Here is a 25,328-nt window from a genome sequence, read left to right as displayed (position 1 = left end):
ATTTGCACAAAGCCAAGGATTCAAGATTGTTATTTATTACTAATCATGAAAAAAATTGACTGTGTGCGGCATTATTTTTATTTTTACAGGCTGCTCAACAGCTAACACGCGGTCTTGCTCTGCAGCAACTTCACACTCTTGCCCTGCAATATTGATTCGATATACATAACGCGTACCGATAAAGCGCCTGTGCAAAATAGTTAAACTGTTTGCGTCACTGTGCGCAGCTTCACACAACTGAATATGGTGCGGTCTTATATACACTTGACCTTGCTGACAATCTGCATTGTTCGGTGTCAATGAGTGAACCACACCAAACGCCGTTTCGTATTCAGTTGGCGTTAATACTTTTGCCGTTAAGTATATGCCCGTACCAAGAAACTCTGCAACCACCTTTGAGTTAGGTTGGCTAAATAACTGCTCAGGAGAGCCTTGTTGGGCTATTTTTCCACCATGCATAACCGCAAGCGTGTCAGCAAATGCGAAAGCTTCTTCCTTTGAGTGAGTAACAAATACCGCAGAAACCTGCTGAGCTTTAATAATGCGGCGTATATCGGCAATAAGCTCAAAACGTACTTGTGTATCAATATTCGAAAATGGCTCATCAAGTAATAATAAACTTGGTTTGTAAGCAAGTGCACGGGCTATTGCCACTCGTTGCTGTTGGCCACCAGAAAGCTGGTGCGGATATCGCTGTGCACAACCATCGAGTTTAACAAGGCTAAGCATTTCATCTACACGCTCTCGTTTTTGCGCTTTGCTCATATTGCTAAGACCAAACGCAATGTTGTCGCTCACCGTTAAATGAGGAAACAACGCATAGTCTTGGAACATCATGCCAATATTACGTTTTTCCGGTGCAACAAACAGCCCACTATCGTTGACCACTTTTGAATCAATACTCATATAGCCTTGATCAGGCTGTAAAATCCCGGCAATTGCCTTTAAGGTGGTGGTTTTGCCGCAGCCACTTGCGCCAAGCAAACAGACGATTTCATCTTGTTCAACATTGAGGTTTAGTTCACTCAACACCTGAGTCGCATTGTACTGATAAGCTAAGTCTTTAATTATCAAATGACTCATGAGTGATTTTGCTCCATCGAACGATTAACGAAATACAAAGGGATTAACCCAACTAACACGATAAACAAGGCTGAAATTGACGCAAGCTCCAATTGCTCATCACTAACATATTGAAAAACATGAGTTGCTAGGGTTTCAAAATTAAAAGGTCTGAGTAATAAAGCCGCAGGTAACTCTTTCATGCACTCAATAAACACTAATAAACCAGCTGTTAAAATACCGCGTTTTAATAGCGGTAAATGTACTCGCCACAAGGTTTGTAAGGGCCCTTTGCCCATTGATTGGCTGGCCATATCAAGTGATGGGCTAATACGTAAAAAACTGCTTTCAAGCGCGCCATGCGCAATCGCATAAAAACGTACAACATAAGCAAAAATCATCGCAAATAAAGTACCGCTTAAAAGTAACCCTGGTGATAGACCAAAAGGCTCAAGCCAATTATTTAATGCATCATCTAGCTGAGTTAATGGGAGCAATACAGCAATCGCTAATACAGTACCAGGTAAGGCATAGCCAGTACTTGCTAAACGCCCAGGGATCAAGGGGTAAGCTTGCTTCGCAATGCGTTGATAAAACAATAACAATAAGCTCAATAGGATAGTTGCAATGCTCACCACTACAGCCACTTTAAAGCTTTGCCAAGCGTAATTAAAGAATGCCCCATTCCATGCTTCATCTGCATAGACAATGGCATATTTAACTAATACTCCAACCGGCAGAATAAAAGCCAATACCAGCACAACGGTGCAAGCCAAGCTTGCAGCCCATGCCGCACCGCCTTTTAAGCGATACAAAGTTGCGCTGTTTACGCTTGACTGACGTTCATACACAGCTTGATTGCGACGACTAAAGCGCTCAACCATGATGGTTAAAAACAAAATCAGTAACATAATACCTGAGATTTTCGCCGCTGCGGTTAATGAGTAATAGCCAAGCCATGTATCATAAACAGCGGTCGTCAGTGTGCTCACAGCAAAGTAGTTAACAGTAGCAAAATCAGCCATAGCCTCCATACTGATCAATGTAACCCCTGCCACAATCGCCCCACGACCAAGAGGCAAACTAACGCGTAAAAAACTTTGTAATGGTGATAGCCCCATTAGTTGACTAGCTTGCACTAGTTTAAAAGACTGCTCTCTGAGTGCCGTTTTAAAAATTAGGTATAAGTAAGGATAGAGTACCAAGGCAATCATAAAAATAGCCCCAGTCAATGTACGAATATCAAAAAACCAGTAATCGTCTGGTGATTGCCAACCAAACCAGTCTCTGAGTGCGATCTGTACAGGCCCTGCGTAATCAAGTAAGTCGGTATACACGTAGGCGATAAGATAAGTTGGCATTGCTAAAGGCAGCATTAACGCCCATTCAAATTGCTTACGTCCAGGAAAGTCACAATATGCAGTTAACCAAGCTAACGGCAATGCAATTATACAGCTTAACAGCCCTACCCCTGCAATGAGTATGAGTGTATTACGGGTATAATCCCACAGCACAGTATCGAAAAGGTGCTGAAATACATCTGAATCCCCTTGCAGAGATTCAAATAACAAAAAGCCCAATGGCGTAACAAGCAACAGGCCAATAAGCCAGGCTGTAAGCTGCCAACGCGACAGCGAAAACTTCACATGCATAAGTGGATTAATACCAGATAAAATAAAAGCTGTTAAAAAACAGCTTTTATAAAATTGTGTAACGAGGAATGTTCTCGTTATAAATCAAACTTTACTTCATCAATCAGCTTCAGTGCCACAGGGCGATATTTGCTGATCTCATCAAGAGGAAGACTGTCTTCTTTAAACTCACCCCATGATGCAACCATCTCAGATAATGCAACCCCTTGCTTTACAGGGTATTCCATATTAACGGAAGCATACATATTTTGCGCCTTATTGTCGGTCATATACTCAATCAGTTTCAAGGCATTTTCAGGGTTTTTAGCATAACGGGTCATAACAACGCCCGATACATTGATATGAGAACCACGGTTTATTTGGTTAGGGAAGTTAATATATACCGCTTCTGCCCATGATTTTTGCTGCTCATCTTGCATCATTTTGCCAAAATAATAGCTGTTGCCTAACGCCAGATCGCATAAACCTTCTTTTACGGCTTTGACTTGCGCTCTGTCATTACCTTGCGGTTTACGTGCTAAATTGGCTTTTACGCCCTCAAGCCATTGCTTAGTTTTTGCTTCGCCATGGTGAGCAACCATAGAAGCGACTAAACCTAAATTGTAAGGATGTTTACCAGAGCGAGTGCAGATCTTACCCTTGTATTTTGGGTCCGCTAAATCTTCGTATGTTAACTCACCAAGCGCACCAACGCGCTCTTTTGCGGAGTAAACATTACGTACACGCTTGGTAAGTGCTATCCATTGATCGTCGGAATCGCGAAAAGTGCTTGGCACATTCGCATTAACCACATCGCTATTAATTGATTGCGTTAAGCCTAAATCTTCTAATTGAATCAGCGCACTAAAATTTGAAGTTAATACTAAATCAGCCTTACTGTGTTTACCTTCGCGCTTAACACGCTCAATCAGCCCTTTTTTTGCAAATACCACATTAGTTTTAATGCCTGTTTGCTTAGTGAAATCATCCAAAATAGGCTGAATTAAGAATGGTTGACGAAACGAGTAAATATTTACTACATCTGCAGCAAATGTAGGCGCGCTTAATAATGCGCTAAGTAATACTAAGGCTGTTTTCTTCATTTTATAGCACCTAAATAGTAACAATTATCAAAATATTTTACCTAGAGTTAGGGCAAAGTGCACCCGTTTAAACTTATATTTCAATCAACATAGCTGCCATTTAGGAATTTGCATGTAAGACATATCTCACCCACATGGCAGTTATTGAGTAAAAAGCACCAGCAAACACTGCATAAAAACACTTAACAAACTGAAATTTAATGAAATATATTAAATGACAATAAAATAACCAACAGATTAAATAAGATTTTGACCTACTCAGCTTTGCCTATTTCTCTATAATTACTTACATCAACTAAGCAAGAAGCTTAATGAGTAGATGGATAAGGAAGCATTACTCATAATACCGCGGAATAAGGTTCATTAGGAGAATAAGGAATCAAGGACAGGCTCAGGAAGAGTAACGCAATGGAGTGACAACCTACGGACAGCATCAGGATGATGTGGAATGGCATAATAACAGTATATTGTTATACAGGAAGTTCAAAAAGTGGAATAAAGGACAGGCCGTTAGGGCATCGCAACGGATTTGCAAATAAAGGGATAGTGTCGGGATGGCACGTAAGGGAATGGTAAAGTGATTACCAGCAAGGATGTAAAGGACTAACAAGGAAACAAGGCGGGATTGCCTTATATTACACAGAACCAATAAGTAAAGTGTAATCGCATGGATTGGCAAAGTTTAGGGAGTTGATTAGATTCAATTGCAGGATGCAAAAAATTAAGAAGATTCCGCAAGCGCGACTAGAGATAGTACGCGCTTTTCTTTTGCCTACAATTTAGTAAAGAGTTATACCAATTCGCTTAATTAAGTGGTCTATTTTGAGGCAATAAAACCTCGTCGATAACAAGGCAAAAATTTCGTTATTTAGTTGTTCTAAATCAGTAATTTTTAACGCAGGTAGCGACAGGTTTAATCCCTCAAAATGATTAAGTATTATTGCGGATTGGTACTATTACTCCGGGCGTCCCTTATTTCGCTTACCAAGCAGGTAAGCATCTCTAAACTTAATAAAATGTTGCTCAAGCTTTTGAGTTGCATCTTCTTCACCAGCAAGAGCAAGAACCATAATAGCCACCTCAGCAGTACCTAGTTGATGCTCATGCGGGGCAACACGCAATCGATAATCCGAAAGCTTTTCAGGTGTAATTGAAAGCACAGGAAAATTATCTAGATAAGGGCTTTTACGGATCATTTTCTTAGCTTCGCGCCAAGTACCATCTAAAAAGATAAACAATGGACGTTTACCTTCAACAGGGGTTACTTCGGTGATCACCCGCTCTTCGTCGTCTACATCGCTGGCTGGAAAAATAACCATTGGCTGATACTGGGGATCTGCCAATAAGCTTAATAAGGCTTCATCTGGATTTGTTCTATCCCATTTAAAGGCATGGTTATCTGGCACGATTTCAGCAATTAAACGGCCAGTATTTGACGGCTTAAAACTCTCATTATGGTACATAAGTAAACAAACCGCGGCATCACACTTTGCCTGTTCAACACCATCACAAATACAATAGTGTTCGGCTAATAAACATCGCTCACAACGCGTTAACTTTGCTCCTCGCGCTTTAAATTCACGACGAGACTCAGTCATTTGCTGAGCACGAAGCATTAACACGGAATTATTTGAGATAGTAGCCACTGTATTTACCAGATAATTAAACGGCGCGTATTGTAGCTAAAAATAAGGGGAATAGATATCTGCAAGCCCAAAGAGCAAGCTATTCCTAAAAAATGAAGAGAAGTAGTGTTATAAAAAATGCAACAAGGGTTAGCTTCCAAAAAACGGCTATTAAATCGCTATTTTTATTACGTAAATCATCTCTGTGGGACTTCTTCAAAAACACGACCTGTAAATCTGATAGGCCTTTACAGTGCGGACACTCTGGCTCAAGATAATTTACTTCTAAGCCACATCGTGAACAAGGCTTACTGCGAATTAAACCAAAGCGAAACATTTGTTTGTCCTTTTCTTAAAACTCCATAGCTGAATTTACTGTATCTTAACTACTTTTCTAAAACCAGCTCTGGCATTGTGTATGCGCTCATACTCCTTTAAAATAGCGTCCTTGCATATCATCGAGGCTGGCTGTGTTACTCAATTATAATCCCCCAATGACACCTTATTTAAGTATTGTTTATCAAGACGATGACTTACTTATTGTGAATAAACCAAGTGGTTTACTTACTGTGCCGGGAAAAGACCCAAAACACGCCGACTGCCTTATTGCTCGCATTAATCGCGTTTTCCCAACAGCAAAAATTGTTCACCGCCTTGATATGGCGACCTCTGGCATTATTTGTTTAGCTATGCATAAAGAAGCGCATCGTAATTTAAGCATTCAGTTTCAAGATAGAAAAACCGCGAAACGCTACATTGCTCGTGTATTTGGTAAGCTTGAGCAAGAAACTGGTTCTGTAGATTTACCACTTATTTGTGATTGGCCGAACCGCCCAAAGCAAATGGTTGATCACGACAATGGCAAACCGTCATTAACCCATTTTAAAGTACTTGAGCATGAACAGAATGCAACTCGTGTCGAGCTGACCCCTATTACTGGGCGTTCTCACCAACTACGTGTGCACATGCTGTCATTAGGTCACCCTATTTTAGGCGATAAGTTGTATGCTCACCCCGAGGCATTCGCCATGTCTCCCCGCTTACAACTGCATGCCGAAATGCTTACCTTAGCTCACCCTGCAAGCGGTGAAACACTGATTTTTGAAGCCGCTCCTGAGTTTTAAGACAATTCGCTAAATATTTAATAAAGACTGCCGATAGTTAATTAATCACTGATTTAATTAAAGACTCAGGTAATATCGGCATGAATTTAAAACCCGCACATCGCTTAGCTTACGCAGCCTGTTTTGCGTTGATGGGCAATGTGAATGCTGCCGATTTTATTAAACCCACCCCTTGGTCAAGCTTGGTCACTAACGATATTCAACGCTTTTTACCAAGTGATGAAGTACGTACTCTGCTTGCCGGTGAAGATGAGTTCATTAGCTTATATCGTCAATCGATGGCAGCCAGTCAACGCGGAATTGTGCTCATTATTCCTGATTGGCAGCATCTACCCACTAATAATGCTGGTATTAACTTTTTGCGCAAGCAGTTAAACGAAATTGGCTATGCCACCCTTGCCATGACCATGCCTGACATTGATTGGCACCCTGTCGATGTGACAACGCCCGAGTCACCTGAAAGCTCTGAAGCTGAGTCAACAACACAAAGTAGTCAACAAGGCGATGAGCAATCAACTCCTGCTCCACCAGCCGAAACGCAACAAGCGCCGCATTTTGTTACGGGTGAACCTAATATTAGTGAAGCCGTGCTTGATGATTACAAATTAAAGCTAATTGCCAGATTCAATGCCTTGTATAACAGTGCAATGGATGAAGGCGGCAACATTATTGTGGTAGCACAAGGTGCCAGTGCGGGGCTCTTGATTGAACATTATGCGAGCTTTCCAAATAACGAACTAAACGCTTTTATTAGCCTAGGTAGTTATTTACCTAACAGTGTTCGTAACCAGCATCTCAATGCGACGCTTTCGACTATCAGCCCACCGTTACTGGATATTTTTTATAGTGAGGGTAACCCTGACACGCTGCAAAGTGTTAAAGACAGAAAACGTTGGGTAAGAAAACACGCAAAATATGACTACCGACAAAGAGAGTTATTTGGTGTGCCTTCAGAGCCTGAGCAGCACCAGCGGCTGCTCAAAGAAGTCGACGGATTTTTACGCCGCCTTTTTTAAATACTCATAAGCCGCTTGAATATCTTGGCTTTTCTTTACCGCAACTTCCATCATATGTTTTGGTAAACCTTGCGATACCAGCTTATCGGGGTGATGCTGAGCCATGAGCTTTCGATAAGCAACTTTAATATCTCTCGCTGAAGCATCATTGTTTAAGCCTAAAAGAGCCAACGCTTGGGCGCGATTCATACCATTATTCGGTGGCACACTGTGCCCTCTTTGTTCACTATGACTGCTGCGATTTTGCTGACTTTGTTGACGCTGCTGTTCATAAAAACGCTGTTGTTGCTGACGAAATGCAAATTCGGCTTGGTAGCGTTTTAATAAAATTGCAAACTGAGTACGTGAAATACCTAACTGCTTGCTCACCTCTTGCAGTAACTGCTTTTCTTGCTCTGCAAGGTGGCCATCAGAAAAGGCCATTTGAATTTGTATTTCGAGGAACAGTTGCAATAAATCATGGCGTCGAGCAAAGCGCTCTTTAAAGTCATGAACGGTTTCTTTTAATGAAAAATCGCTTTCTTTACCACTACGAAAGGCATCTTGTGCTTCTCTGCGCTCATCGCCTGAGAGTCCCATTTCGTCCATAAACAAACTTGCAGCACGAATATGCGTTTCACTAACGCGACCATTCGATTTGGCGATATGCCCCATCACCGCAAAACAGCTAGAAAAGAAAAGTGCTTGGCGCTCGTTAATATCATCGCCTTTAAACAAACCAGAAAAACCACCGGCTTTATCAAAGTCTTGTTTTAAGCTGCGATCGAACATATGGCCTAGGTAAAGGCCCAGTAAGGCTCCTATAAATTTGCCAAACATAAAGCCAAAACAAAAACCGAGTACTTTTCCCCACATAATTTGGCAAACCTCTGTTGTTTTTACAAAGCGAAACGCTGATTGATTTCGTCGAGTCTGGCTGGTGTGCCAATGTCATCCCACTGACCTAAATAAAGTTCAGTCGAAACCTGGTACTCACTGAGCCTTTCTCGCAAAATAGGCCCAAGCGGACGAATACCAGCGCTGAGACCTTTAAAGAAATCAGCATGATAACGACTTATACCGGAAAAAGTATACTTTTGACTATCAGAACTTAGATGACTCAGTGCAAAATCACCATCAGGATTATGCGCAGGATTTTCAACAAGGACAATATGCGCCTCACCGGCTTGCAGGTGTAACTGCTTCAACGAAGTCACATCGTAATCAGTAAACACATCACCATTGATGACAATAAATTGTTCGCCCAATAACGGCAATGCTTGAATGATCCCCCCGGCGGTTTCAAGCCCCCCAGCCTGCTCTTGGCTGTAAGTGATCGATACACCAAACTGCGAACCATCACCGAAATACTCTGTTATTTTGTCGCCCTGCCAGGCAAGGTTAATAACAATATCGGTAACCCCGGCTTGACGTAAGTTATTAATATGATGCTCTAATAGTGGCTTGCCGTTAATCTTTAGCATCGGCTTTGGTTGCGTTTCGGTTAGCGGCATCATGCGTTTACCACGCCCCGCAGCTAGGATCATTGCTTTCATTTGGACTCTTTCGTTAAACGCTGCTTAGTCTGTGGAATAATTATCTGCTCTATCCACTGACCAAGGGCTGTTAACTCTGGGTATTCTTTACTGACATTACTGATGTATGTAAGGGTTGGCAGTACATTATTCAAATAGCCAGACTTACCGTCACGTAATTTTAAGCGGCAAAATATGCCCGCAGCTTTTAAATGACGCTGCACGCCGGTTAAGTCAAACCAACGTTTAAACATCGCAAACGAAGTGTCTTGCAATAGCTGCTGCTCGCTAAATTCGTCATAAGCGTAATGTAAAAGGTAGTCGAGCTCTTGTTCTGGTAGCTTGAAATAGCAATCTCTTAATAATGAAACAAGGTCATAACACACCGGCCCTTGTACGGCATCTTGATAATCGATGATTGCCCATTGCTGCCCTGTGCGCATAATATTACGGCTATGGAAGTCTCGGTGCACTGTAACAATTGGTTGCTCAAGGGCATTATTAATTAATAACTCACAGGCTTGTTGCCACATTTTCTGCTCATCAGCAGAGAGTTGCTCACCGATAAAGTTATCGACTAACCAATCTCTAAATATACTTAGCTCAAACTGTAAAAACTCGCCATCAAATACTTTCATATATTGGGCAGGCGGGATTTGCGCCCACTGTGCACTTAACTTTATTAGATGTTTGTAGTGTAAAGTGCGGTCTTCGTCGCCCAGTAAATCAGCCAAATGAGTATTGCCTAAATCACTCAGCAAGAAGAAGCCTTGTTTTTCATCAGCCTGAAGAATTTTTGGTAATTTAAACCCATGCTGAGAAAATACTTTGTTGAGTTCTATATAAGGTGTGTTATCCAGTTTGTCTGGATCTGAGTCCATGACAATATAGCTTTGATCACCTGTATTTACGCGGAAATAACGGCGAAAACTCGCATCCCCAGTGATGGCGGCTAATTGATATTCATCCTCTTTAAAGTGAGGATTTAAAAACTGCTGTAAACTTTTATAACGATTCATTTAGTAAGATATCTATTTTTCACTAAGTCAATTACTGTATTTGCCATTGTTTTCCTTTATTATGTCTAGCTTATATCCAACCAAAGAGCATTAAGGTCATTAAATGAGCAAAACCTGGGGCATAATGATGCTAAGCGTACTTAGCGCACCATCGTTCGCCGAAACTGAACTGACACACAATTTTTGTGGCACTTCAATGCAAACCAGAGCTTGGCAACCGCTCCCTGGCCTTGAACTTAATATGATCGATATCAAATCCGATGATATTGAACTATTGGGTACCCAAAGCGCAGAATTTACCGGTAATGTAGATATTAACACCCTAACGATGAATTTGTCCGCACAAAGTGCACTGATTGACAAACAACGTGGGTTACTTAATGCAACCGGTCCTATCGTTTATCGCGATAAAGTAAGCCAAATTAATAGCTCTGGACTCAATGCAGATTTAAACAATTCTGAATTGAGCTTGCTAGGCGCAGACTATAAGTTTACTGATCAACTTGGTCATGGCGGTGCAGAAAAACTAACAGTTAATGAGTCTGGCCTAAACCTGATGAACGCAAGCTTTACTACCTGTCCGGGTGAAACACCTGTGTGGGCCATCGAAGCTGACGAAATCGACTTATCAAGAGAAGAAGGTTGGGGCGAAACACATAATACTGTGCTTAGAGTGTTTGATACCCCAGTACTTTATGTTCCTTATTTTACTTTCCCATTAGATGACCGTCGTAAGTCAGGTTTACTAACACCTAACTTCTCGAGCTCAGGCCGCTATGGTATCGAAACCATTACTCCTTATTACTGGAATATTGCACCAAATTACGACGCGACTATAACACCGCGCTATATGTCTAAACGCGGTTTACAAATGATTGGGGAATTTCGTTACTTAACTGAGCAAAATAATGGCTTAGTTGCTGTTGAGTACCTAGACAAAGATGACGAAGAGCCAAATGTAGACTCTCGTTATCTGTTCCACTGGCAACAGCAAAGTTATTTAGGTGAAAACTGGCGTGCTAATATCGACATAACAAACGTCAGTGATGATAACTACTTAACCGATTTAAACTCTGGTTATGCGACTCGCACCGATACTCAGTTGTACCGCACCGGCTCTCTAACCCACTTAGGTGACACTTGGCGCACCAATATCAAGTTGCAAAGTTTTGAAGTACTTGGTGATCACCGTGAATCATATGCGGCGTTGCCACAAATTAGTTTTTCGCAAACTGATGCATATGATTTTTATGGCATTGATTTAACCCTTGATGGTGAGCTCAGTTATTTCACTAATGATGAAGCTGTAATTGATGAAGCAAGCCGTGTTCATATAGAGCCTAAAGCAAGTTTTGGTTATCAAGAATACGCATGGTCATTTTTATCTGAGTTCAGCTTATTACATACTGAATACAACCAACATGGTGACTTAGCTGGTACCGAGTTTGATGAAAATGTCACTCGAACCCTACCTAAAGTGCGTTTATACAGCCAATTAAATTTTGAGCGTGATACTGCATTTTTCTTTAAAGATGGTATTCAAACTCTTGAACCACAAATTCAGTACTTATATACGCCAAATAAAGACCAATCAAATATTGGTCTTTACGATACAGCAAAATTACAAGACGATTTCTTTGGCTTATTTAGAGATCGCCGTTTTTCAAGTATCGACCGGATAGCAACTGCAAACCAATTTACGTTAGGTGCAACAACACGCTTATTTAGTAGTGAAAATGAAGAAGTATTTAACTTCAGTGCCGGACAAATTTTTTATTTAAGTAATGATGCCAAGCCTACATCACAAGGTATCGACTCCGACACTAACTACAATGCCTTGTTTGCAGCGCAAACCATGTTACATTGGCACCGTCGTTGGTATTTATCAGGTGGTATCCAGTACGACACTGATGGTAAAGAAATTATTCAGTCAAATATCACCTTAGATTATAAAGGTGACGATAAACAGCTCGTGCAATTGAACCATCGCTATGCAAATGATGTCTCAGGCAATACAATCGAGCAAGTTGGTCTATTTACCAGCATTCCGCTATCAGAAGATTGGCAGTTTGTTGGCAGCTACCACCGTGATTTAGAGAGCGGTCGTAGTATTGAGGTTTTCAGCGGTCTTCAGTATGAATCATGCTGTTGGGCGTTTCAAATCACAGGCCGTCGTCAAATCGAAACTGATTTGAACCAGGCGATTGGTCAAGAGCAAGCAACCTTTGACACAAGTATTGGTTTCAATATTGTGTTAAAAGGGCTTGGAAGCAAAAGCCGTTATGATGCACAAAAATTATTACAACAAGGTATTTTTGGCTATCGTAGACCGTATTTTCTTAATAACTAGTACCGCAGTACTATTAGCAAGAGTATTAGAAAAAGTATGAATTTAAAAAAATTATTTGCATCAGCATTATTAACAGTTGGCCTATGCCAAAGCGTTTTCGCAAAACCAGTTGAAATTGACAAAGTGGTGGGCGTTGTTAACCAAGGTGTTATCTTACAAAGTGAAGTAGACACCATTGTTAATCGCGTAAAGACTCAGGCTGCAGAGCAAGGTCAAGAATTACCTTCTGATGATACACTGCGAATTCAAGCCATTGAGCGTTTAGTTAGCCAAGAACTAATGATGCAACTTGCTGAGCGTATGGGTCTTGAGATTTCAGACTCGCAATTAGACCAAACTTTAGAAAATATGGCGCGTGAGCAAGGTGGCAGTATTGCTGACTTACGTAGGACAATTGAAGCGGCTGGAGACAGCTACCCTGCATATCGCGAAGAAATCCGTAAAGAGATCACCACGCAACAAGTAACTCGTATGAACGTGGATCGCCGTATTTATATCAGTACGCAAGAAATTGATAACCTGTTAAAAATCATGGAAACACAAGGTAAAAATGCCGAAGAATATGACATTGGCCATATCTTGATTGATATTCCTAGTGATGCTACTGCGGATGAAATTGCGAGCGCTAAAACGCGAGCTGAAAAAGTTATTGAGTTTTTAAAAGAAGGCAAAGAGTTCAAGCGTATTGCTATTTCATCTTCAAGCGGCTCAAAGGCACTTGAGGGTGGTCAGCTTGGTTGGATGAGCATCAACGAAATGCCATCGCTATTCGCAGAAGCTGTAAAAGGTCATAAAAAAGATGACATTGTTGGTCCGCTTCGTTCAGGTGCTGGTTTCCACATCATCAAAGTGCAAGATGTTCGTGGTCGTCAAGTTGTTGAAACAACAGAAGTTCGTTCACGCCATATCTTAGTTAAACCATCAATTATTTTAAGCGAAGAAAAAGCGCGTGACATGCTTAAAGGCTTTGCAAAAGATCTTCGTGATGGTAAAGCTGACTTTGCAGAACTTGCTAAAGAGTACTCTGAAGACCCGGGTTCAGCACTAAAAGGTGGTGAGTACGACTGGACTGACCCAAGCACCTATGTACCAGAGTTTAAGAATACCTTGCTTTCTCTAGATAAAAATGAAATCAGTGAGCCATTCAGAACTCAGTTTGGTTGGCACATTGTACAGCTACTTGATAAGCGTGTAGCAGATAAAACAGAGCAAGCTAAACGTAACCGCGCTCACCAACTACTGTTTAATCGTAAATTTAAAGAAGAAAGTTTCAACTGGCAGCAAGAAATGCGTGAGCAAGCACACGTTGATATTTTCCCAACAGAATAATAATTATGACCATTAGAATTGCAATTACCCCAGGTGAGCCAGCTGGTATTGGCCCTGATTTACTTATCAAGTTAGCGCAGCACCAGTGGGATGCCCAACTGGTGGTGATTGCTGATGGCGCGTTATTAAAACAGCGCGCTAAGTTGCTTGGTTTAGATATCAATTTAATTGACTTCGATGATAGCCAAGCACCAAGCATTGCCCCTGCAGGCAGCGTTTACTTACACCAAGTAGATTTAGGCACAGACGTTGAAGTGGGCGTACTTAATGACGCTAACGGTCAATATGTGTTGGATACACTGCGCATTGCCAGTGAAAAAAATATGGATGGTACTTTTGCTGCTGTTGTTACAGGCCCTGTTCATAAAGGGATTATCAACAAAGCGGGGATTTCGTTCAGCGGTCACACAGAGTATTTTGCACAGCAATCAAATACTGCTGATGTGGTGATGTTGTTAGCAACTGAAGGCTTGCGTGTGGCACTTGTTACGACCCATATACCGCTTGCTTATGTATCGCGCGCAATCACCGTTGAGCGTTTAAGCAAAGTAGCCACAATATTAAATCATGACTTACAAACAAAGTTTGGCATTGAAAAACCACGCATTCTCGTATGTGGCTTAAACCCACATGCCGGCGAAGATGGTCATTTAGGCACAGAAGAAATTGACACTATAACGCCAACTCTTGAGCTCTTAAATAACCAAGGTATGAACTTAATTGGCCCATTGCCTGCTGACACCCTATTCCAAGATAAATATCTTTCGCAAGCAGATGCAGTGCTTGCAATGTATCACGATCAGGGATTACCTGTGCTAAAATACAAAGGTTTCGGCAATTCGGTCAACATCACTCTTGGCCTGCCATTTATTCGCACCTCAGTAGATCACGGCACGGCTCTCGATTTAGCCGGCACAGGTACTGCTGATGTAGGTAGTTTTGAATTAGCGATCCGCGAAGCAATTAAGCTCGCCCATGAAAAAGCGCAGAATCAATGACAGATAAAGTACATTTAGGACACCGCGCGCGTAAGCGTTTTGGTCAAAACTTTTTAAACGATGACATGATCATCGACAAAATCGTTACGGCCATTGATCCTAAACCTGAAGATAATTTAGTAGAAATCGGCCCGGGTCTTGGTGCTATCACTGAGCCAGTCGCTGATTTAAGTGGCCACCTAACGGTTGTTGAGTTAGATAAAGACTTAGCAGAACGTTTAACGAGCCACCCATTCTTAGGGCCAAAGTTAACAGTGCATCAAGGCGATGCAATGAAGTTCGACTTTAGCTCTTTGATCAAGTCAGACGAAAAATTAAAGATTTTTGGTAACTTACCTTACAATGTTTCGACCCCGCTGTTATTCCATTTATTTGAATTTGCAGACAATGTTGAGCATATGCACTTTATGCTGCAAAAAGAAGTAGTTAAACGTATGGTCGCAGGCCCAGGCAGCAAAGCTTTTGGCCGCTTGAGTGTAATGACACAATATTACTGTCACGCAATGCCAGTGATTGATGTGCCACCAGAGTGCTTTAAGCCAGCCCCTAAGGTCGATTCAGCAGTAATTCGTTTGATCCCTAAAAAGCCTGAACAGCGTTCAGCTAAAAGTACAAAACTTCTTAACACAGTATGCTTAGAAGCCTTTAATCAGCGCCGTAAGACTCTGCGTAATAGTTTATCTAACTTACTTACAGCTGAAGAACTAACAAGCATCGGCATTGATATCACGCTGCGTGCTGAAAGCCTGTCTTTACAACAATTTATTGATATAGCTAATTGGATTTATGACAACAAGCAGTAATCTAGGTTCTCCAATTAAGGTGTCGGTTGAGACCTTCTACGTAGAAGGTCAATCAGAGCCTGAACAAGATAAATACGTTTTTGCTTATTCTATCACCATTAAAAACCACAGTTTATGCAGTGCTAAGCTTTTGAGCCGTTATTGGTTAATTACTGATGCTAACGGCAAAGAAGTGGAAGTACAAGGTGAAGGTGTTGTTGGTGAAACCCCAACCATTGCCCCAGGTGAAAGCTACAAATACACCAGTGGCGCTGTGCTTGATACCCCAGTTGGGACAATGCAAGGTCATTACACCATGCGTAACGAATTTGGGACTGAATTCGAAGCACCAATCGAGGTGTTTCGTTTAGCTCGCCCAAACATATTGCACTAAATAACGATGGCTGATTATGCAATTGGTGATTTACAGGGGTGTTATAGTGAATTTGATGCGTTATTGAAACGGGTCAACTTCAACCCAAGCCAAGATCACCTTTATTTAGTCGGCGATATAGTCGCTCGAGGTCCTGACTCACTCGCCTGTCTCGAGCGTCTTCATACTATGCAAGGCAGTGTAACTATTACCCTTGGTAATCATGATTTACACCTTATCGCTTGTCATTATCTAAATAAACCTGCAAACCCCAAAGATAAGCTGGCCGATGTTTTTAATAGTCCAAAACGCGCTGAATATATTCATTTTTTACAGCAACAGCCATTAGCTATTTGGCTTGAACGCTATAACATGCTGATAAGTCATGCTGGCCTAAATCCTAGCTGGTCAATAAAAAAAGCATTGAAACGTGCTAGTTTTGCCCAGCAATGCTATCAAGGAGCTGATGCAACTCATTACTTCGCCAATATGTACGATCCCCATCCGTTACAGTGGCAATCGAATTTAAGTAGTGAAGCTAAATTTCGCTATATTGTTAATTATTTCACTCGGATGCGGTTCGTAAACCTTACAGGTGAACTCGATTTTGCAAACAAAACCAGTATTAGTGAAGACAGCTCAATAATACCTTGGTTCGATCACCCTGATATTTCTAAGTTAAAACAGCATATTGCATTTGGCCACTGGGCTGCTTTAGAAGGTAAAGTCAAACAAGAAAACATCCACGCTCTTGATACAGGCTGTGTTTGGGGTGGCGCAATGACCCTAATGGAACTCAACACAAAAGACTATTTCGTCGAAAAATCCCACTCTTTTATCTAAATAAACTGAAAAATAGCTGAACATCTGTTAGATTTATAACAATTAAAATAAATTTAATTTAAAGCTAATTAAATTTAAATACTTAACTAATTGGCAACCTTGCCGATAAGTGTTGATTAGTACTATTTTCTGGAATTGCATATGAACTTGACCGTTAGACAGCGCATTTGGGGTGGCTTTATTGTTATTACGTTACTCCTGCTTTTTATTGGTGGTAACTCGTTGGTAAAAATTACCAACATAGATCAATCAACACAGCGAGTTAACCAGCTTTCGCTGCCAGCTCTCGATAAGAGTTATGAGTTACAGGTTGAATTTATTTTAATGAGTAAGTCAGCTCAGGCAAGTTTTTATACTAGTGCGCAAGATGAACTGGCGACATTAAGAAAAAATTTCAACCAACAAAAAAAACGATATGATAATTCCTACCAAGAGCTTCAACAAATTGTTAGCAACGATCCAAAGCTAAAACAAAGCAGCCAACAAGTTGAGCAAACTTATAAGCGCTTTGTTAAGTCTGTCGACAACCTGTTTGCAGATAAACAAACTCAACTTGAGCTAAATAAAACACTACGCACCCAGCTTGAAAACATCGAAATCAGTGCTGAAGATGCAAATTCAGTGGTGCTTGATATTATTGATATAGATGGACTTGAAGAAAACCATTCACGTGCTTATCAAGCCGCCAATAACATGGAAAACAACTTCCAATCAGTCGTCACTAACAGCACTGATATGCTAACGGTGAAAACTCTCAACACATTAGACATCGTAAAAAATGAACAGGTTTATTACTTAGAAGAAGTTGAGCGTAGTTTAGGGCTCATTCGCCCAGCAATTATTGATAATAACGCCGGTTTGTATAATGATTTAAACGGCTACTTTGAAACGCTTTCAGATAATGTTCGTGGTAATAACAGTTTATCTGCAAATAAAAAACGTTTAATTGATGCAATTGCTAAAACAGAAGCTGAATTAGCAAACGCAGAAAACTCTACTAGTGAAGCATTAAAGCAATTAAAAGAGCTAGTTGACCAAGCTACAGTGCTGGCTTTTGACTTGCAGCAAGATGTCAGCGGTAATGTCTCAACAGCAACTATTTGGACTTGGGTTGCCATGGTGATTGCTACTTTAATTGCTATCATCGTTGCTGCTGTGACTGTTAATCGTATAACCAAGCCCCTTTCTGAAGTAAACCGTATCCTTGATATTGTGGCAAGCGGTGACATGACACAGCGCCTAGACGACTCAGCTAAAGACGAATTCGGTGAACTATCACGTAGCTGTAATACGCTAATTGAAAGTTTGCGTACGCTTATCCAAGGTATAATCTCTCGCTCTACACAGCTAGCAGCTGCTTCTGAAGAGACATCGGCAATCACTGAAGAATCTAGCCAAGCTATACGTAATCAACAAGCACAGGTTGAACAAGCGGCAACGGCAACAACTGAGATGAGCAGTACATCACAAGCGGTAAGTAGCAGTGCTCAACAAGCTCTTAGTGAAATAAAGAACGCTGACAAAGAGGCAGATCGTGTCAAAGGCATTTCATCACAAAATAAAGCAACCATTGAGCAACTAGCTCGTGAAGTCGATGATGCATCACAAGTTATCAACCAGCTTCATAAAGACAGCGCTTCAATCGGTGGCATTTTAGATGTTATTCGTGGCATTGCTGAGCAAACCAACCTACTTGCGCTTAATGCAGCCATTGAAGCAGCCCGTGCCGGTGAACAAGGCCGAGGCTTTGCCGTAGTTGCTGATGAAGTACGCTCTCTAGCAAGCAAGACTCAAGAGTCGACCCAAGAGATCCAAGCAATGATTGAATCGCTTCAGGTTGGCGCTGAGGCTGCTGTATCGGCTATGTCGAAAGGTAAGCAACAAGCTGAGTCGTGTGTTGAGCAATCAGACCTTGCAAACACGGCCCTTGATTCAATCACTGCTGCCGTTGCACAGGCTCATAACGTAAGTGAAGAGATTTCAACAGCCGCTCACGAACAACAGCAAGTATCTCAAGAGATCAGTGAACGTTTAGAGTCGATTGTAGCAATCGCAGAGCAAACAGCTGAAGGTGCAAACCAAACTAATATCTCAAGCTCTGAAGTAGCAAAACTGGCTGAAGAACTGCGTTTATCGGTAGATGCGTTTAAAGTATAGTAAGCTACAAGCTAATGAAGAATAGAAGCCGTGTTTGTGAAAGCAAACGCGGTTTTTTTATAGTAATTCTAACGAAGTTAACAGCTGGCTTTTGATTCAGTCTTATTGCGAATTACTAAAATGTGCTGACGGTTAAAAACAAAAAACCCAGCCGGAGCTGGGTTTTTAAAACGATTAGTCAAAAGAACTTACTTCTTTTTAACTGCTTTTTTGTTTGGAAGGTCAGTGATTGAACCTTCGAAGATTTCAGCAGCTAGACCGATTGATTCGTTTAACGTTGGGTGAGCGTGAATAGTTAACGCCAGGTCTTCACCGTCTGCGCCCATTTCAACTGCTAAGCCGATTTCACCTAGCATTTCACCTGCGTTGATACCAACCATAGCACCACCGATAACGCGACCTGAGTCTTTATCGAAGATTAGCTTAGTTTGACCTTCAGTACGTGCTGAAGCGATTGCACGGCCAGAAGCAGCCCAAGGGAATACAGCAGTTTCGATGCTTAAACCTTGCTCTTTAGCTTCTTTCTCAGTTACACCAACCCATGCGATTTCTGGATCTGTGTATGCGATTGAAGGGATGCACTTAGGATCGAAGAAGTGTTTCTGACCAGAGATAACTTCTGCAGCAACATGACCTTCGTGTACCGCTTTGTGTGCAAGCATTGGTTGACCAACGATATCACCGATAGCGAAGATGTGACCAACGTTTGTTTTAAGCTGTTTATCAACATTGATGAAACCACGCTCATCAACGTTAACGCCTGCCTTGTCAGCGTCAAGTAATTTACCGTTAGGTGTACGACCAACAGCTACAAGCACTTTGTCGTAACGTACTGCGTCAGCTGGTGCGTTTTTACCTTCGAATGAAACGTATAGACCGTCTTCTTTCGCTTCAACGCCAACAACTTTAGTAGAAAGCATTACGTTGAACTTGTTCTTAACGTATTTTTGGTAGATTTTGATAACGTCTTTATCAGCTGCTGGTACTAATTGATCAGCAAACTCAACAACGTCGATTTCAGAACCTAGTGCACGGTATACAGTACCCATCTCAAGACCGATGATACCACCACCTAAAACTAGTAGTTTCTCAGGAACGTCTTTAAGCTCTAGCGCACCTGTTGAGTCAATTACGCGGTCATCTTCAGGGATGAAAGGTAAGTTAACTGGTTGAGAACCTGCTGCAATAATAGCATTGTCAAACGTGATTGTTGTTGTACCGTCAGTACCTTCAACAGCAATGGTGTTGCTGCCAGTGAATTTACCGTAACCGTTAACCACTTTCACTTTACGCATTTTAGCCATGCCGTCTAGGCCGCCAGTTAATTGACCGATTACAGACTCTTTCCAAGAACGGATTTTGTCTAGGTCGATTTCAGGCTTGCCAAAAGTAACGCCGTGAGATGACATTTCTGCAGCGTCATCGATCACTTTAGCTACGTGTAAAAGTGCTTTTGAAGGAATACAACCCACATTTAGACATACACCGCCTAATGTGTTGCGAGATTCTACCAATGTTACTTCTAAGCCCAAGTCAGCAGCACGGAAAGCCGCAGAATAACCACCAGGACCACCGCCTAGTACAACAACTTGAGTTTTTAATTCGTTGCTCATGCTATTACCTTAAATGTTTGAACGGGACACTGCCCCTATGTTTAACTGCCATGTTTCTGCAAGGCAGAAAGGGAGAGCAGATATCTATACCAAGATTGTTCTATAGCAAAGATTGTATCATTGCCAATGGTAAAAATCCCAGCAAAAAACAACTTGCTGGGATTTGATTCTTATAATTAATGAGGAGATTACATCACTAGTTGACGAATATCGCTCATGTAGCTTGCTAGCGTCACAGTAAAGCGTGCTGCTAGTGCACCGTCAATAACCCTATGGTCGTATGACATTGATAATGGAACCATTAATTTAGGTTCAAACTCTTTGCCATTCCACTTAGGTTTCATTTCTGATTTAGATACACCCAAGATAGCAACTTCTGGCGCATTTACAATTGGTGTGAACGCTGTACCACCAATACCACCAAGGCTTGAGATTGTGAAACAACCGCCTTGCATATCAGATGACGTTAGCTTGCCGTCACGTGCTTTCTTAGAAATATCCATTAACTCACGAGAAAGCTCAATGATGCCTTTCTTATCAACATCTTTGAACACTGGAACAACTAAGCCATTTGGCGTATCAACTGCAACACCAATGTTGATGTACTTCTTCAAGATTAAGCTTTCGCCGTCTTCAGACAGTGAAGAGTTAAACGTTGGGAATTCAGCCAATGCTTTCGCCGCTGCTTTCATCACAAATACAAGTGGGGTGATTTTAACACCCAGCTTTTTCTTCTCTGCAAGCGCATTTTGCTCTTTACGGAATGCTTCAAGGCTGGTGATATCAGCTTCGTCAAACTGTGTAACATGCGGGATTTGCACCCAGTTACGATGTAAGTTAGCACCTGATAGCTTCTGGATACGAGAAAGTTTTTTCTCTTCGATTTCACCAAACTTAGCAAAATCAACCTTAGGCCAAGGGATAAGACCTAGCTCGCCGCCACCGGCATTACCTTTACCTGCAGATAGCTGACCTGACTCAACTTTCTTCACAAGGTCTTTCACGTAGTTTTGTACGTCTTCTTTCACAACACGATTCTTACGACCCGTGCCTTTTACGTTCGCTAGGTTAATACCAAACTCACGTGCTAAACGACGTACCACAGGCGATGCATGTGCATACGCTTTGTTATCTGCAAAGCCTTCGTTGCTTGCAGGTGCTGATGCAGGCTTTTCAGCCGCAGGCGCTTTTGCTGCAGGCGCTGCTTCAGCTTTTGCAGGAGCAGGAGCCGCTGCAGCTGGTGCACTACCCGCTACTTCAAATACAAAGATAAGTGAGCCAGTTGATACTTTATCCCCAGCTGCTACTTTGATTTCTTTAACAGTACCGGCAAATGGTGCTGGTACTTCCATTGATGCTTTATCGCCTTCAACGTTTAAGATTGACTGATCTTCTTCAACCTTGTCGCCTACAGCAACCATCACTTCGGTTACTTCAACTTCGTCACCACCGATATCAGGCACGTTAACTTCTTTAGTGCTTGATGCCGCTGCTGCCGGCGCTGCTTCAGCAGGTGCTGATTCTGCAGCAGGCGCTTCTGAACCGCTTGAAGGTGTTTCAAAAACGAAGATTAGAGAGCCCGTTTTCACTTTATCGCCAGTCGCGATTTTAATCTCTTTAACCGTACCCGCAATTGGAGCAGGTACTTCCATTGATGCTTTATCGCCTTCAACGCTTAATAAAGATTGCTCTTCTTCAACCGTGTCACCTACCGCAACCATGATTTCAGTTACTTCAACTTCATCATCGCCGATATCTGGCACAGTTACTTCCTGTGTAGCAGAAGCTGCAGGCGCAGCTGCTGGAGCTGGCGCTTCTTCTTTAGCCTCTGCAGGAGCCGCAGCTTGTTCTTCACCTTCGAAGATCATGATAAGTGAACCCGTCGTTACCGTATCACCTTCAGCTACTTTAATTTCTTTAACCGCACCTGCTTGTGCAGCAGGTACTTCCATTGATGCTTTGTCGCCTTCAACCGTTAATAACGATTGGTCAACCTCAACCTTATCACCAACGCTAACAAGGATTTCGGTTACTTCAACTTCATCGCCACCGATATCTGGTACATTAATTTCAATACTCATTGGAACCTCTTATGCGTATAGCGGGTTAACTTTGTTTGTGTCGATGTCGAATTTCTTGATTGCTTCAACAACTACTGACTTCTCAACTTCACCACGTTTAGCAAGCTCAGATAGTGTTGCAACCACAACATAACCAGCATTCACTTCGAAGTGACGACGTAAGTTTTCACGGCTATCAGAACGACCGTAACCATCAGTACCTAACACTTTGTAGTTGCTGCTTGGTACGAATGAACGAACTTGTTCTGCGTAGTTCTTCATGTAGTCTGTTGCAGCAACAGTCACGGCATCTGTTAATGTGTTAGTGATATAAGCAGTCTTTTGCTCTGCTTCAGGGTTAAGCATGTTGAAACGCTCAGCGTCTTGACCGTCACGCGTTAACTCGTTGAATGATGTTACAGAGAATACATCTGAACCAATACCATACTCTTCGCTCAGGATTTGTGCCGCTTTGCGCACTTCAATCATGATAGTACCTGAACCTAGTAACTGTACTTTCGCTTTATCGCCAGCCACAGTTTCAAGCTTGTAGATACCTCTACGAATACCTTCTTCAGCGCCTTCTGGCATTGCTGGTTGATGGTAGTTTTCGTTCATTAGCGTTAGGTAATAGAACACATTTTCTTGGTCTTCACCGTACATGCGACGGATACCGTCTTGCATGATTACCGCTACTTCGTATGCGAATGTCGGATCATAAGAAATACAGTTAGGAACCGTGTTAGCAAGAATGTGGCTGTGACCATCTTCGTGCTGTAAACCTTCACCGTTTAGTGTAGTACGACCTGCCGTAGCACCTAGTAAGAAACCACGAGCTTGTTGGTCACCGGCCATCCACGCCATATCACCTACACGTTGGAAACCAAACATTGAGTAGTAGATGTAGAATGGGATCATTGGTAAATCGTTAGTGCTGTATGATGTTGCAGCAGCAACCCATGATGACATTGCACCTAACTCGTTGATACCTTCTTGTAATACCTGACCTGATGTTGCTTCTTTGTAGTAAGAAACGATGTCACGGTCTTGCGGCGTGTAGTTTTGGCCATGCGGGTTGTAAATACCGATTTGACGGAATAAACCTTCCATACCAAATGTACGCGCTTCATCAGCGATGATAGGAACGATGTTTTTACCAATGCCCTTGTCTTTTAGTAATACGTTAAGTGCACGTACAAAGCCCATTGTTGTAGAGATGTCACGCTTTTGCTCTTCAAGTAGTGGCTTGAACGCGTCAACTTCTGGCAATGTTAAGCTTTCAGAAAACTTAGGAATACGCTTAGGTGTGTAACCTTGAAGCGCTTCACGGCGAGCGTGAAGATACTTGTACTCTTCAGAACCCTCTTCAAGAGTAAGGTATGGTAATTCTTTAATTTCTTCATCAGAAACTAAATCTTGTAGACCTAAACGTGAACGTAGGTGCTCAACGTGGGTCATGTCCATTTTCTTAACTTGGTGCGCGATGTTTTTACCTTCAGCCGCTTCACCCATGCCGTAACCTTTTACAGTTTTAGCTAGGATCACAGTCGGACGATCTTTGGTTTCTTCCGCTTTTTTGAATGCAGCGTAAAGTTTTGAAGGCTCATGGCCACCACGCTTAAGTGCGAAGATTTCTTCATCAGTCATATCAGCAACAAGTGCTGCTGTTTCTGGGTAACGACCGAAGAAGTGCTCACGAACATATGCACCGTCTTTTGCTTTATATGTTTGGTAATCACCGTCAATCGTTTCGTTCATTAACTGCAGTAATTTACCTGATGTATCTTTAGCAAGTAGGATATCCCAACCACTACCCCATACAACTTTAATCACGTTCCAGCCTGCACCTTTGAATAGGCCTTCAAGCTCTTGAATGATCTTACCGTTACCCATTACTGGGCCATCTAAACGCTGTAAGTTACAGTTTATTAGGTAACATAAGTTATCTAGCTTCTCACGCGCAGCGAATGAGATTGCACCACGTGATTCTGGCTCATCCATTTCACCATCGCCTAAGAAAGCGTATACACGTTGGTTTTTAGTGTCTTTTAAGCCACGACCGTCTAGGTATTTTAAGAAACGAGCTTGGTAGATTGAAGCAATTGGACCAAGACCCATAGATACCGTAGGGAACTGCCAGAATTCAGGCATTAATTTAGGGTGTGGGTATGAAGGAAGACCTTTACCATCAACTTCTTGACGGAAGTTATCAAGCTGCTCAGCAGTTAAACGACCTTCAACAAATGCACGTGCATAGATACCTGGAGAAATGTGACCTTGGTAATAAACTAAATCACCGCCATCAACATCGTTTGGTGCTTTGAAGAAGTGGTTAAAACATACTTCATAGAATGCAGCTGAAGACTGGTAAGACGCCATATGGCCGCCTAAGTCTAGATCTTTTTTCGACGCGCGTAATACGATCATGATCGCATTCCAACGAATGATTGAACGAATACGACGTTCAATGTTTACGTCACCTGGGTAAGCAGGTTCTTGATCTACCGGAATGGTATTAACGTAGTTAGTGGTTGTGCCAGTAGGCATATCAACACCGTCTAAACGGGCTTGCTCTAACACTTGCTCAAGTAAGAATTGAGCACGTTCAACACCTTCTTCACGCACAACAGACTCAAGGGCTTGTAACCACTCTTGTGTTTCTAGCGCGTCTACGTCAATTTTATTGACTTCAGACATATGGAGGTTTCCTTATGTTTAAAATACTAATT

19 protein-coding genes are annotated in these 25,328 nt (G+C 41.9%); 9 read left to right on the top strand and 10 right to left on the bottom strand.

The window, feature by feature from the left end; translation table 11 throughout:
* Nucleotides 1–39: 39 nt before the first annotated feature.
* The 4 genes from IMPJCBKJ_RS11785 to IMPJCBKJ_RS11770 form a co-directional block, all read right to left on the bottom strand.
* Complete coding sequence (locus tag IMPJCBKJ_RS11785) at nucleotides 40–1,083, bottom strand: ABC transporter ATP-binding protein (protein ID WP_166340488.1); 1,044 nt, start codon at nucleotides 1,081–1,083, stop codon at nucleotides 40–42.
* On the bottom strand, nucleotides 1,080–2,714 hold the full coding sequence (locus IMPJCBKJ_RS11780) for an iron ABC transporter permease (protein WP_166340486.1): 1,635 nt from the start codon (nucleotides 2,712–2,714) through the stop codon (nucleotides 1,080–1,082). The genes IMPJCBKJ_RS11785 and IMPJCBKJ_RS11780 overlap by 4 nt, the downstream gene beginning before the upstream one ends.
* A 77-nt stretch (nucleotides 2,715–2,791) precedes the next feature.
* A complete protein-coding gene (locus IMPJCBKJ_RS11775) occupies nucleotides 2,792–3,796 on the bottom strand; it encodes a Fe(3+) ABC transporter substrate-binding protein (RefSeq protein WP_166340485.1) in 1,005 nt (334 codons plus the stop codon).
* Nucleotides 3,797–4,752: 956 nt separating this feature from the next.
* Nucleotides 4,753–5,412, bottom strand: coding sequence for a tRNA-uridine aminocarboxypropyltransferase (locus tag IMPJCBKJ_RS11770; protein ID WP_054551007.1), 660 nt, complete (start codon nucleotides 5,410–5,412; stop codon nucleotides 4,753–4,755).
* Between the two features lie 479 nt (nucleotides 5,413–5,891).
* On the opposite strand from IMPJCBKJ_RS11770, the gene rluA reads away from it, so the two are divergent.
* Entirely contained in the window at nucleotides 5,892–6,545 is a 654-nt protein-coding gene (gene rluA / locus IMPJCBKJ_RS11765) for a bifunctional tRNA pseudouridine(32) synthase/23S rRNA pseudouridine(746) synthase RluA (RefSeq protein ID WP_082389154.1), read from the top strand.
* Between the two features lie 80 nt (nucleotides 6,546–6,625).
* Nucleotides 6,626–7,561 (top strand): DUF3530 family protein, encoded by a 936-nt coding sequence (locus IMPJCBKJ_RS11760; RefSeq protein ID WP_054551004.1) that lies wholly within the window; start codon nucleotides 6,626–6,628, stop codon nucleotides 7,559–7,561.
* Here the strand turns inward: IMPJCBKJ_RS11760 and djlA are convergent.
* The 3 genes from djlA to IMPJCBKJ_RS11745 are packed head-to-tail and all read right to left on the bottom strand — an operon-like array spanning nucleotide 7,544 to nucleotide 10,094.
* Entirely contained in the window at nucleotides 7,544–8,416 is an 873-nt protein-coding gene (gene djlA / locus IMPJCBKJ_RS11755) for a co-chaperone DjlA (RefSeq protein ID WP_138619086.1), read from the bottom strand. The genes IMPJCBKJ_RS11760 and djlA overlap by 18 nt on opposite strands.
* A 23-nt stretch (nucleotides 8,417–8,439) precedes the next feature.
* A complete protein-coding gene (gene murU, locus IMPJCBKJ_RS11750) occupies nucleotides 8,440–9,096 on the bottom strand; it encodes an N-acetylmuramate alpha-1-phosphate uridylyltransferase MurU (RefSeq protein WP_166340483.1) in 657 nt (218 codons plus the stop codon).
* A complete protein-coding gene (locus tag IMPJCBKJ_RS11745) occupies nucleotides 9,093–10,094 on the bottom strand; it encodes a phosphotransferase (protein WP_166340481.1) in 1,002 nt (333 codons plus the stop codon). Before IMPJCBKJ_RS11745 ends, murU begins: the two co-directional genes overlap by 4 nt.
* A 103-nt stretch (nucleotides 10,095–10,197) precedes the next feature.
* On the opposite strand from IMPJCBKJ_RS11745, the gene lptD reads away from it, so the two are divergent.
* The 7 genes from lptD to IMPJCBKJ_RS11710 all read left to right on the top strand — a co-directional run bounded on the left by lptD (nucleotide 10,198) and on the right by IMPJCBKJ_RS11710 (nucleotide 18,926).
* The gene (lptD, locus tag IMPJCBKJ_RS11740; protein WP_138601736.1) at nucleotides 10,198–12,444 is read left to right on the top strand and encodes an LPS assembly protein LptD; all 2,247 of its coding nucleotides are present in this window, start codon (nucleotides 10,198–10,200) and stop codon (nucleotides 12,442–12,444) included.
* 36 nt (nucleotides 12,445–12,480) lie between these two features.
* The gene (gene surA, locus IMPJCBKJ_RS11735) at nucleotides 12,481–13,773 is read left to right on the top strand and encodes a peptidylprolyl isomerase SurA (RefSeq protein ID WP_138601738.1); all 1,293 of its coding nucleotides are present in this window, start codon (nucleotides 12,481–12,483) and stop codon (nucleotides 13,771–13,773) included.
* A gap of 5 nt (nucleotides 13,774–13,778) precedes the next feature.
* Complete coding sequence (pdxA, locus tag IMPJCBKJ_RS11730) at nucleotides 13,779–14,771, top strand: 4-hydroxythreonine-4-phosphate dehydrogenase PdxA (RefSeq protein WP_054550998.1); 993 nt, start codon at nucleotides 13,779–13,781, stop codon at nucleotides 14,769–14,771.
* Nucleotides 14,768–15,574 carry a 16S rRNA (adenine(1518)-N(6)/adenine(1519)-N(6))-dimethyltransferase RsmA gene (gene rsmA / locus IMPJCBKJ_RS11725; protein ID WP_054550997.1) on the top strand — a complete coding sequence of 269 codons (807 nt, stop codon included), beginning with the start codon at nucleotides 14,768–14,770 and terminating at the stop codon, nucleotides 15,572–15,574. The genes pdxA and rsmA overlap by 4 nt, the downstream gene beginning before the upstream one ends.
* The gene (apaG, locus tag IMPJCBKJ_RS11720) at nucleotides 15,558–15,947 is read left to right on the top strand and encodes a Co2+/Mg2+ efflux protein ApaG (protein ID WP_054550996.1); all 390 of its coding nucleotides are present in this window, start codon (nucleotides 15,558–15,560) and stop codon (nucleotides 15,945–15,947) included. The genes rsmA and apaG overlap by 17 nt, the downstream gene beginning before the upstream one ends.
* Nucleotides 15,948–15,953: 6 nt before the next feature.
* The gene (locus IMPJCBKJ_RS11715) at nucleotides 15,954–16,769 is read left to right on the top strand and encodes a symmetrical bis(5'-nucleosyl)-tetraphosphatase (RefSeq protein WP_054550995.1); all 816 of its coding nucleotides are present in this window, start codon (nucleotides 15,954–15,956) and stop codon (nucleotides 16,767–16,769) included.
* Between the two features lie 141 nt (nucleotides 16,770–16,910).
* Nucleotides 16,911–18,926, top strand: a complete 2,016-nt coding sequence (locus IMPJCBKJ_RS11710) for a methyl-accepting chemotaxis protein (RefSeq protein ID WP_138601742.1) — start codon at nucleotides 16,911–16,913, stop codon at nucleotides 18,924–18,926.
* 188 nt (nucleotides 18,927–19,114) lie between these two features.
* On the opposite strand, the gene lpdA is transcribed toward IMPJCBKJ_RS11710, so the two are convergent.
* The 3 genes from lpdA to aceE form a co-directional block, all read right to left on the bottom strand.
* A complete protein-coding gene (gene lpdA, locus IMPJCBKJ_RS11705; protein ID WP_166340480.1) occupies nucleotides 19,115–20,539 on the bottom strand; it encodes a dihydrolipoyl dehydrogenase in 1,425 nt (474 codons plus the stop codon).
* Between the two features lie 188 nt (nucleotides 20,540–20,727).
* Nucleotides 20,728–22,620: a pyruvate dehydrogenase complex dihydrolipoyllysine-residue acetyltransferase gene (gene aceF, locus IMPJCBKJ_RS11700; protein WP_166340478.1), complete on the bottom strand. Its 1,893-nt coding sequence runs from the start codon at nucleotides 22,618–22,620 to the stop codon at nucleotides 20,728–20,730.
* A 9-nt stretch (nucleotides 22,621–22,629) separates the two neighbouring features.
* A complete protein-coding gene (gene aceE, locus IMPJCBKJ_RS11695; RefSeq protein ID WP_166340477.1) occupies nucleotides 22,630–25,296 on the bottom strand; it encodes a pyruvate dehydrogenase (acetyl-transferring), homodimeric type in 2,667 nt (888 codons plus the stop codon).
* Nucleotides 25,297–25,328: the final 32 nt, after the last annotated feature.

This window comes from Pseudoalteromonas sp. MB47, from assembly GCF_011319765.1.
Classification (GTDB): domain Bacteria; phylum Pseudomonadota; class Gammaproteobacteria; order Enterobacterales; family Alteromonadaceae; genus Pseudoalteromonas; species Pseudoalteromonas simplex.
Note: the sequence above shows the minus strand (reverse complement) of the source record. Positions and strands in the feature narration are given on the sequence as shown.

Excerpts from the sequence above, each read along its gene's own strand:
- IMPJCBKJ_RS11785 (WP_166340488.1), bottom strand. The coding sequence starts at position 1,083 with ATGAGTCATTTGATAATTAAAGACTTAGCTTATCAGTACAATGCGACT.
- IMPJCBKJ_RS11780 (WP_166340486.1), bottom strand. The coding sequence starts at position 2,714 with ATGCATGTGAAGTTTTCGCTGTCGCGTTGGCAGCTTACAGCCTGGCTT.
- IMPJCBKJ_RS11775 (WP_166340485.1), bottom strand. The coding sequence starts at position 3,796 with ATGAAGAAAACAGCCTTAGTATTACTTAGCGCATTATTAAGCGCGCCT.
- IMPJCBKJ_RS11770 (WP_054551007.1), bottom strand. The coding sequence starts at position 5,412 with ATGCTTCGTGCTCAGCAAATGACTGAGTCTCGTCGTGAATTTAAAGCG.
- IMPJCBKJ_RS11760 (WP_054551004.1), top strand. The coding sequence starts at position 6,626 with ATGAATTTAAAACCCGCACATCGCTTAGCTTACGCAGCCTGTTTTGCG.
- djlA (WP_138619086.1), bottom strand. The coding sequence starts at position 8,416 with ATGTGGGGAAAAGTACTCGGTTTTTGTTTTGGCTTTATGTTTGGCAAA.
- murU (WP_166340483.1), bottom strand. The coding sequence starts at position 9,096 with ATGAAAGCAATGATCCTAGCTGCGGGGCGTGGTAAACGCATGATGCCG.
- IMPJCBKJ_RS11745 (WP_166340481.1), bottom strand. The coding sequence starts at position 10,094 with ATGAATCGTTATAAAAGTTTACAGCAGTTTTTAAATCCTCACTTTAAA.
- lptD (WP_138601736.1), top strand. The coding sequence starts at position 10,198 with ATGAGCAAAACCTGGGGCATAATGATGCTAAGCGTACTTAGCGCACCA.
- surA (WP_138601738.1), top strand. The coding sequence starts at position 12,481 with ATGAATTTAAAAAAATTATTTGCATCAGCATTATTAACAGTTGGCCTA.
- pdxA (WP_054550998.1), top strand. The coding sequence starts at position 13,779 with ATGACCATTAGAATTGCAATTACCCCAGGTGAGCCAGCTGGTATTGGC.
- rsmA (WP_054550997.1), top strand. The coding sequence starts at position 14,768 with ATGACAGATAAAGTACATTTAGGACACCGCGCGCGTAAGCGTTTTGGT.
- apaG (WP_054550996.1), top strand. The coding sequence starts at position 15,558 with ATGACAACAAGCAGTAATCTAGGTTCTCCAATTAAGGTGTCGGTTGAG.
- IMPJCBKJ_RS11715 (WP_054550995.1), top strand. The coding sequence starts at position 15,954 with ATGGCTGATTATGCAATTGGTGATTTACAGGGGTGTTATAGTGAATTT.
- IMPJCBKJ_RS11710 (WP_138601742.1), top strand. The coding sequence starts at position 16,911 with ATGAACTTGACCGTTAGACAGCGCATTTGGGGTGGCTTTATTGTTATT.
- lpdA (WP_166340480.1), bottom strand. The coding sequence starts at position 20,539 with ATGAGCAACGAATTAAAAACTCAAGTTGTTGTACTAGGCGGTGGTCCT.
- aceF (WP_166340478.1), bottom strand. The coding sequence starts at position 22,620 with ATGAGTATTGAAATTAATGTACCAGATATCGGTGGCGATGAAGTTGAA.
- aceE (WP_166340477.1), bottom strand. The coding sequence starts at position 25,296 with ATGTCTGAAGTCAATAAAATTGACGTAGACGCGCTAGAAACACAAGAG.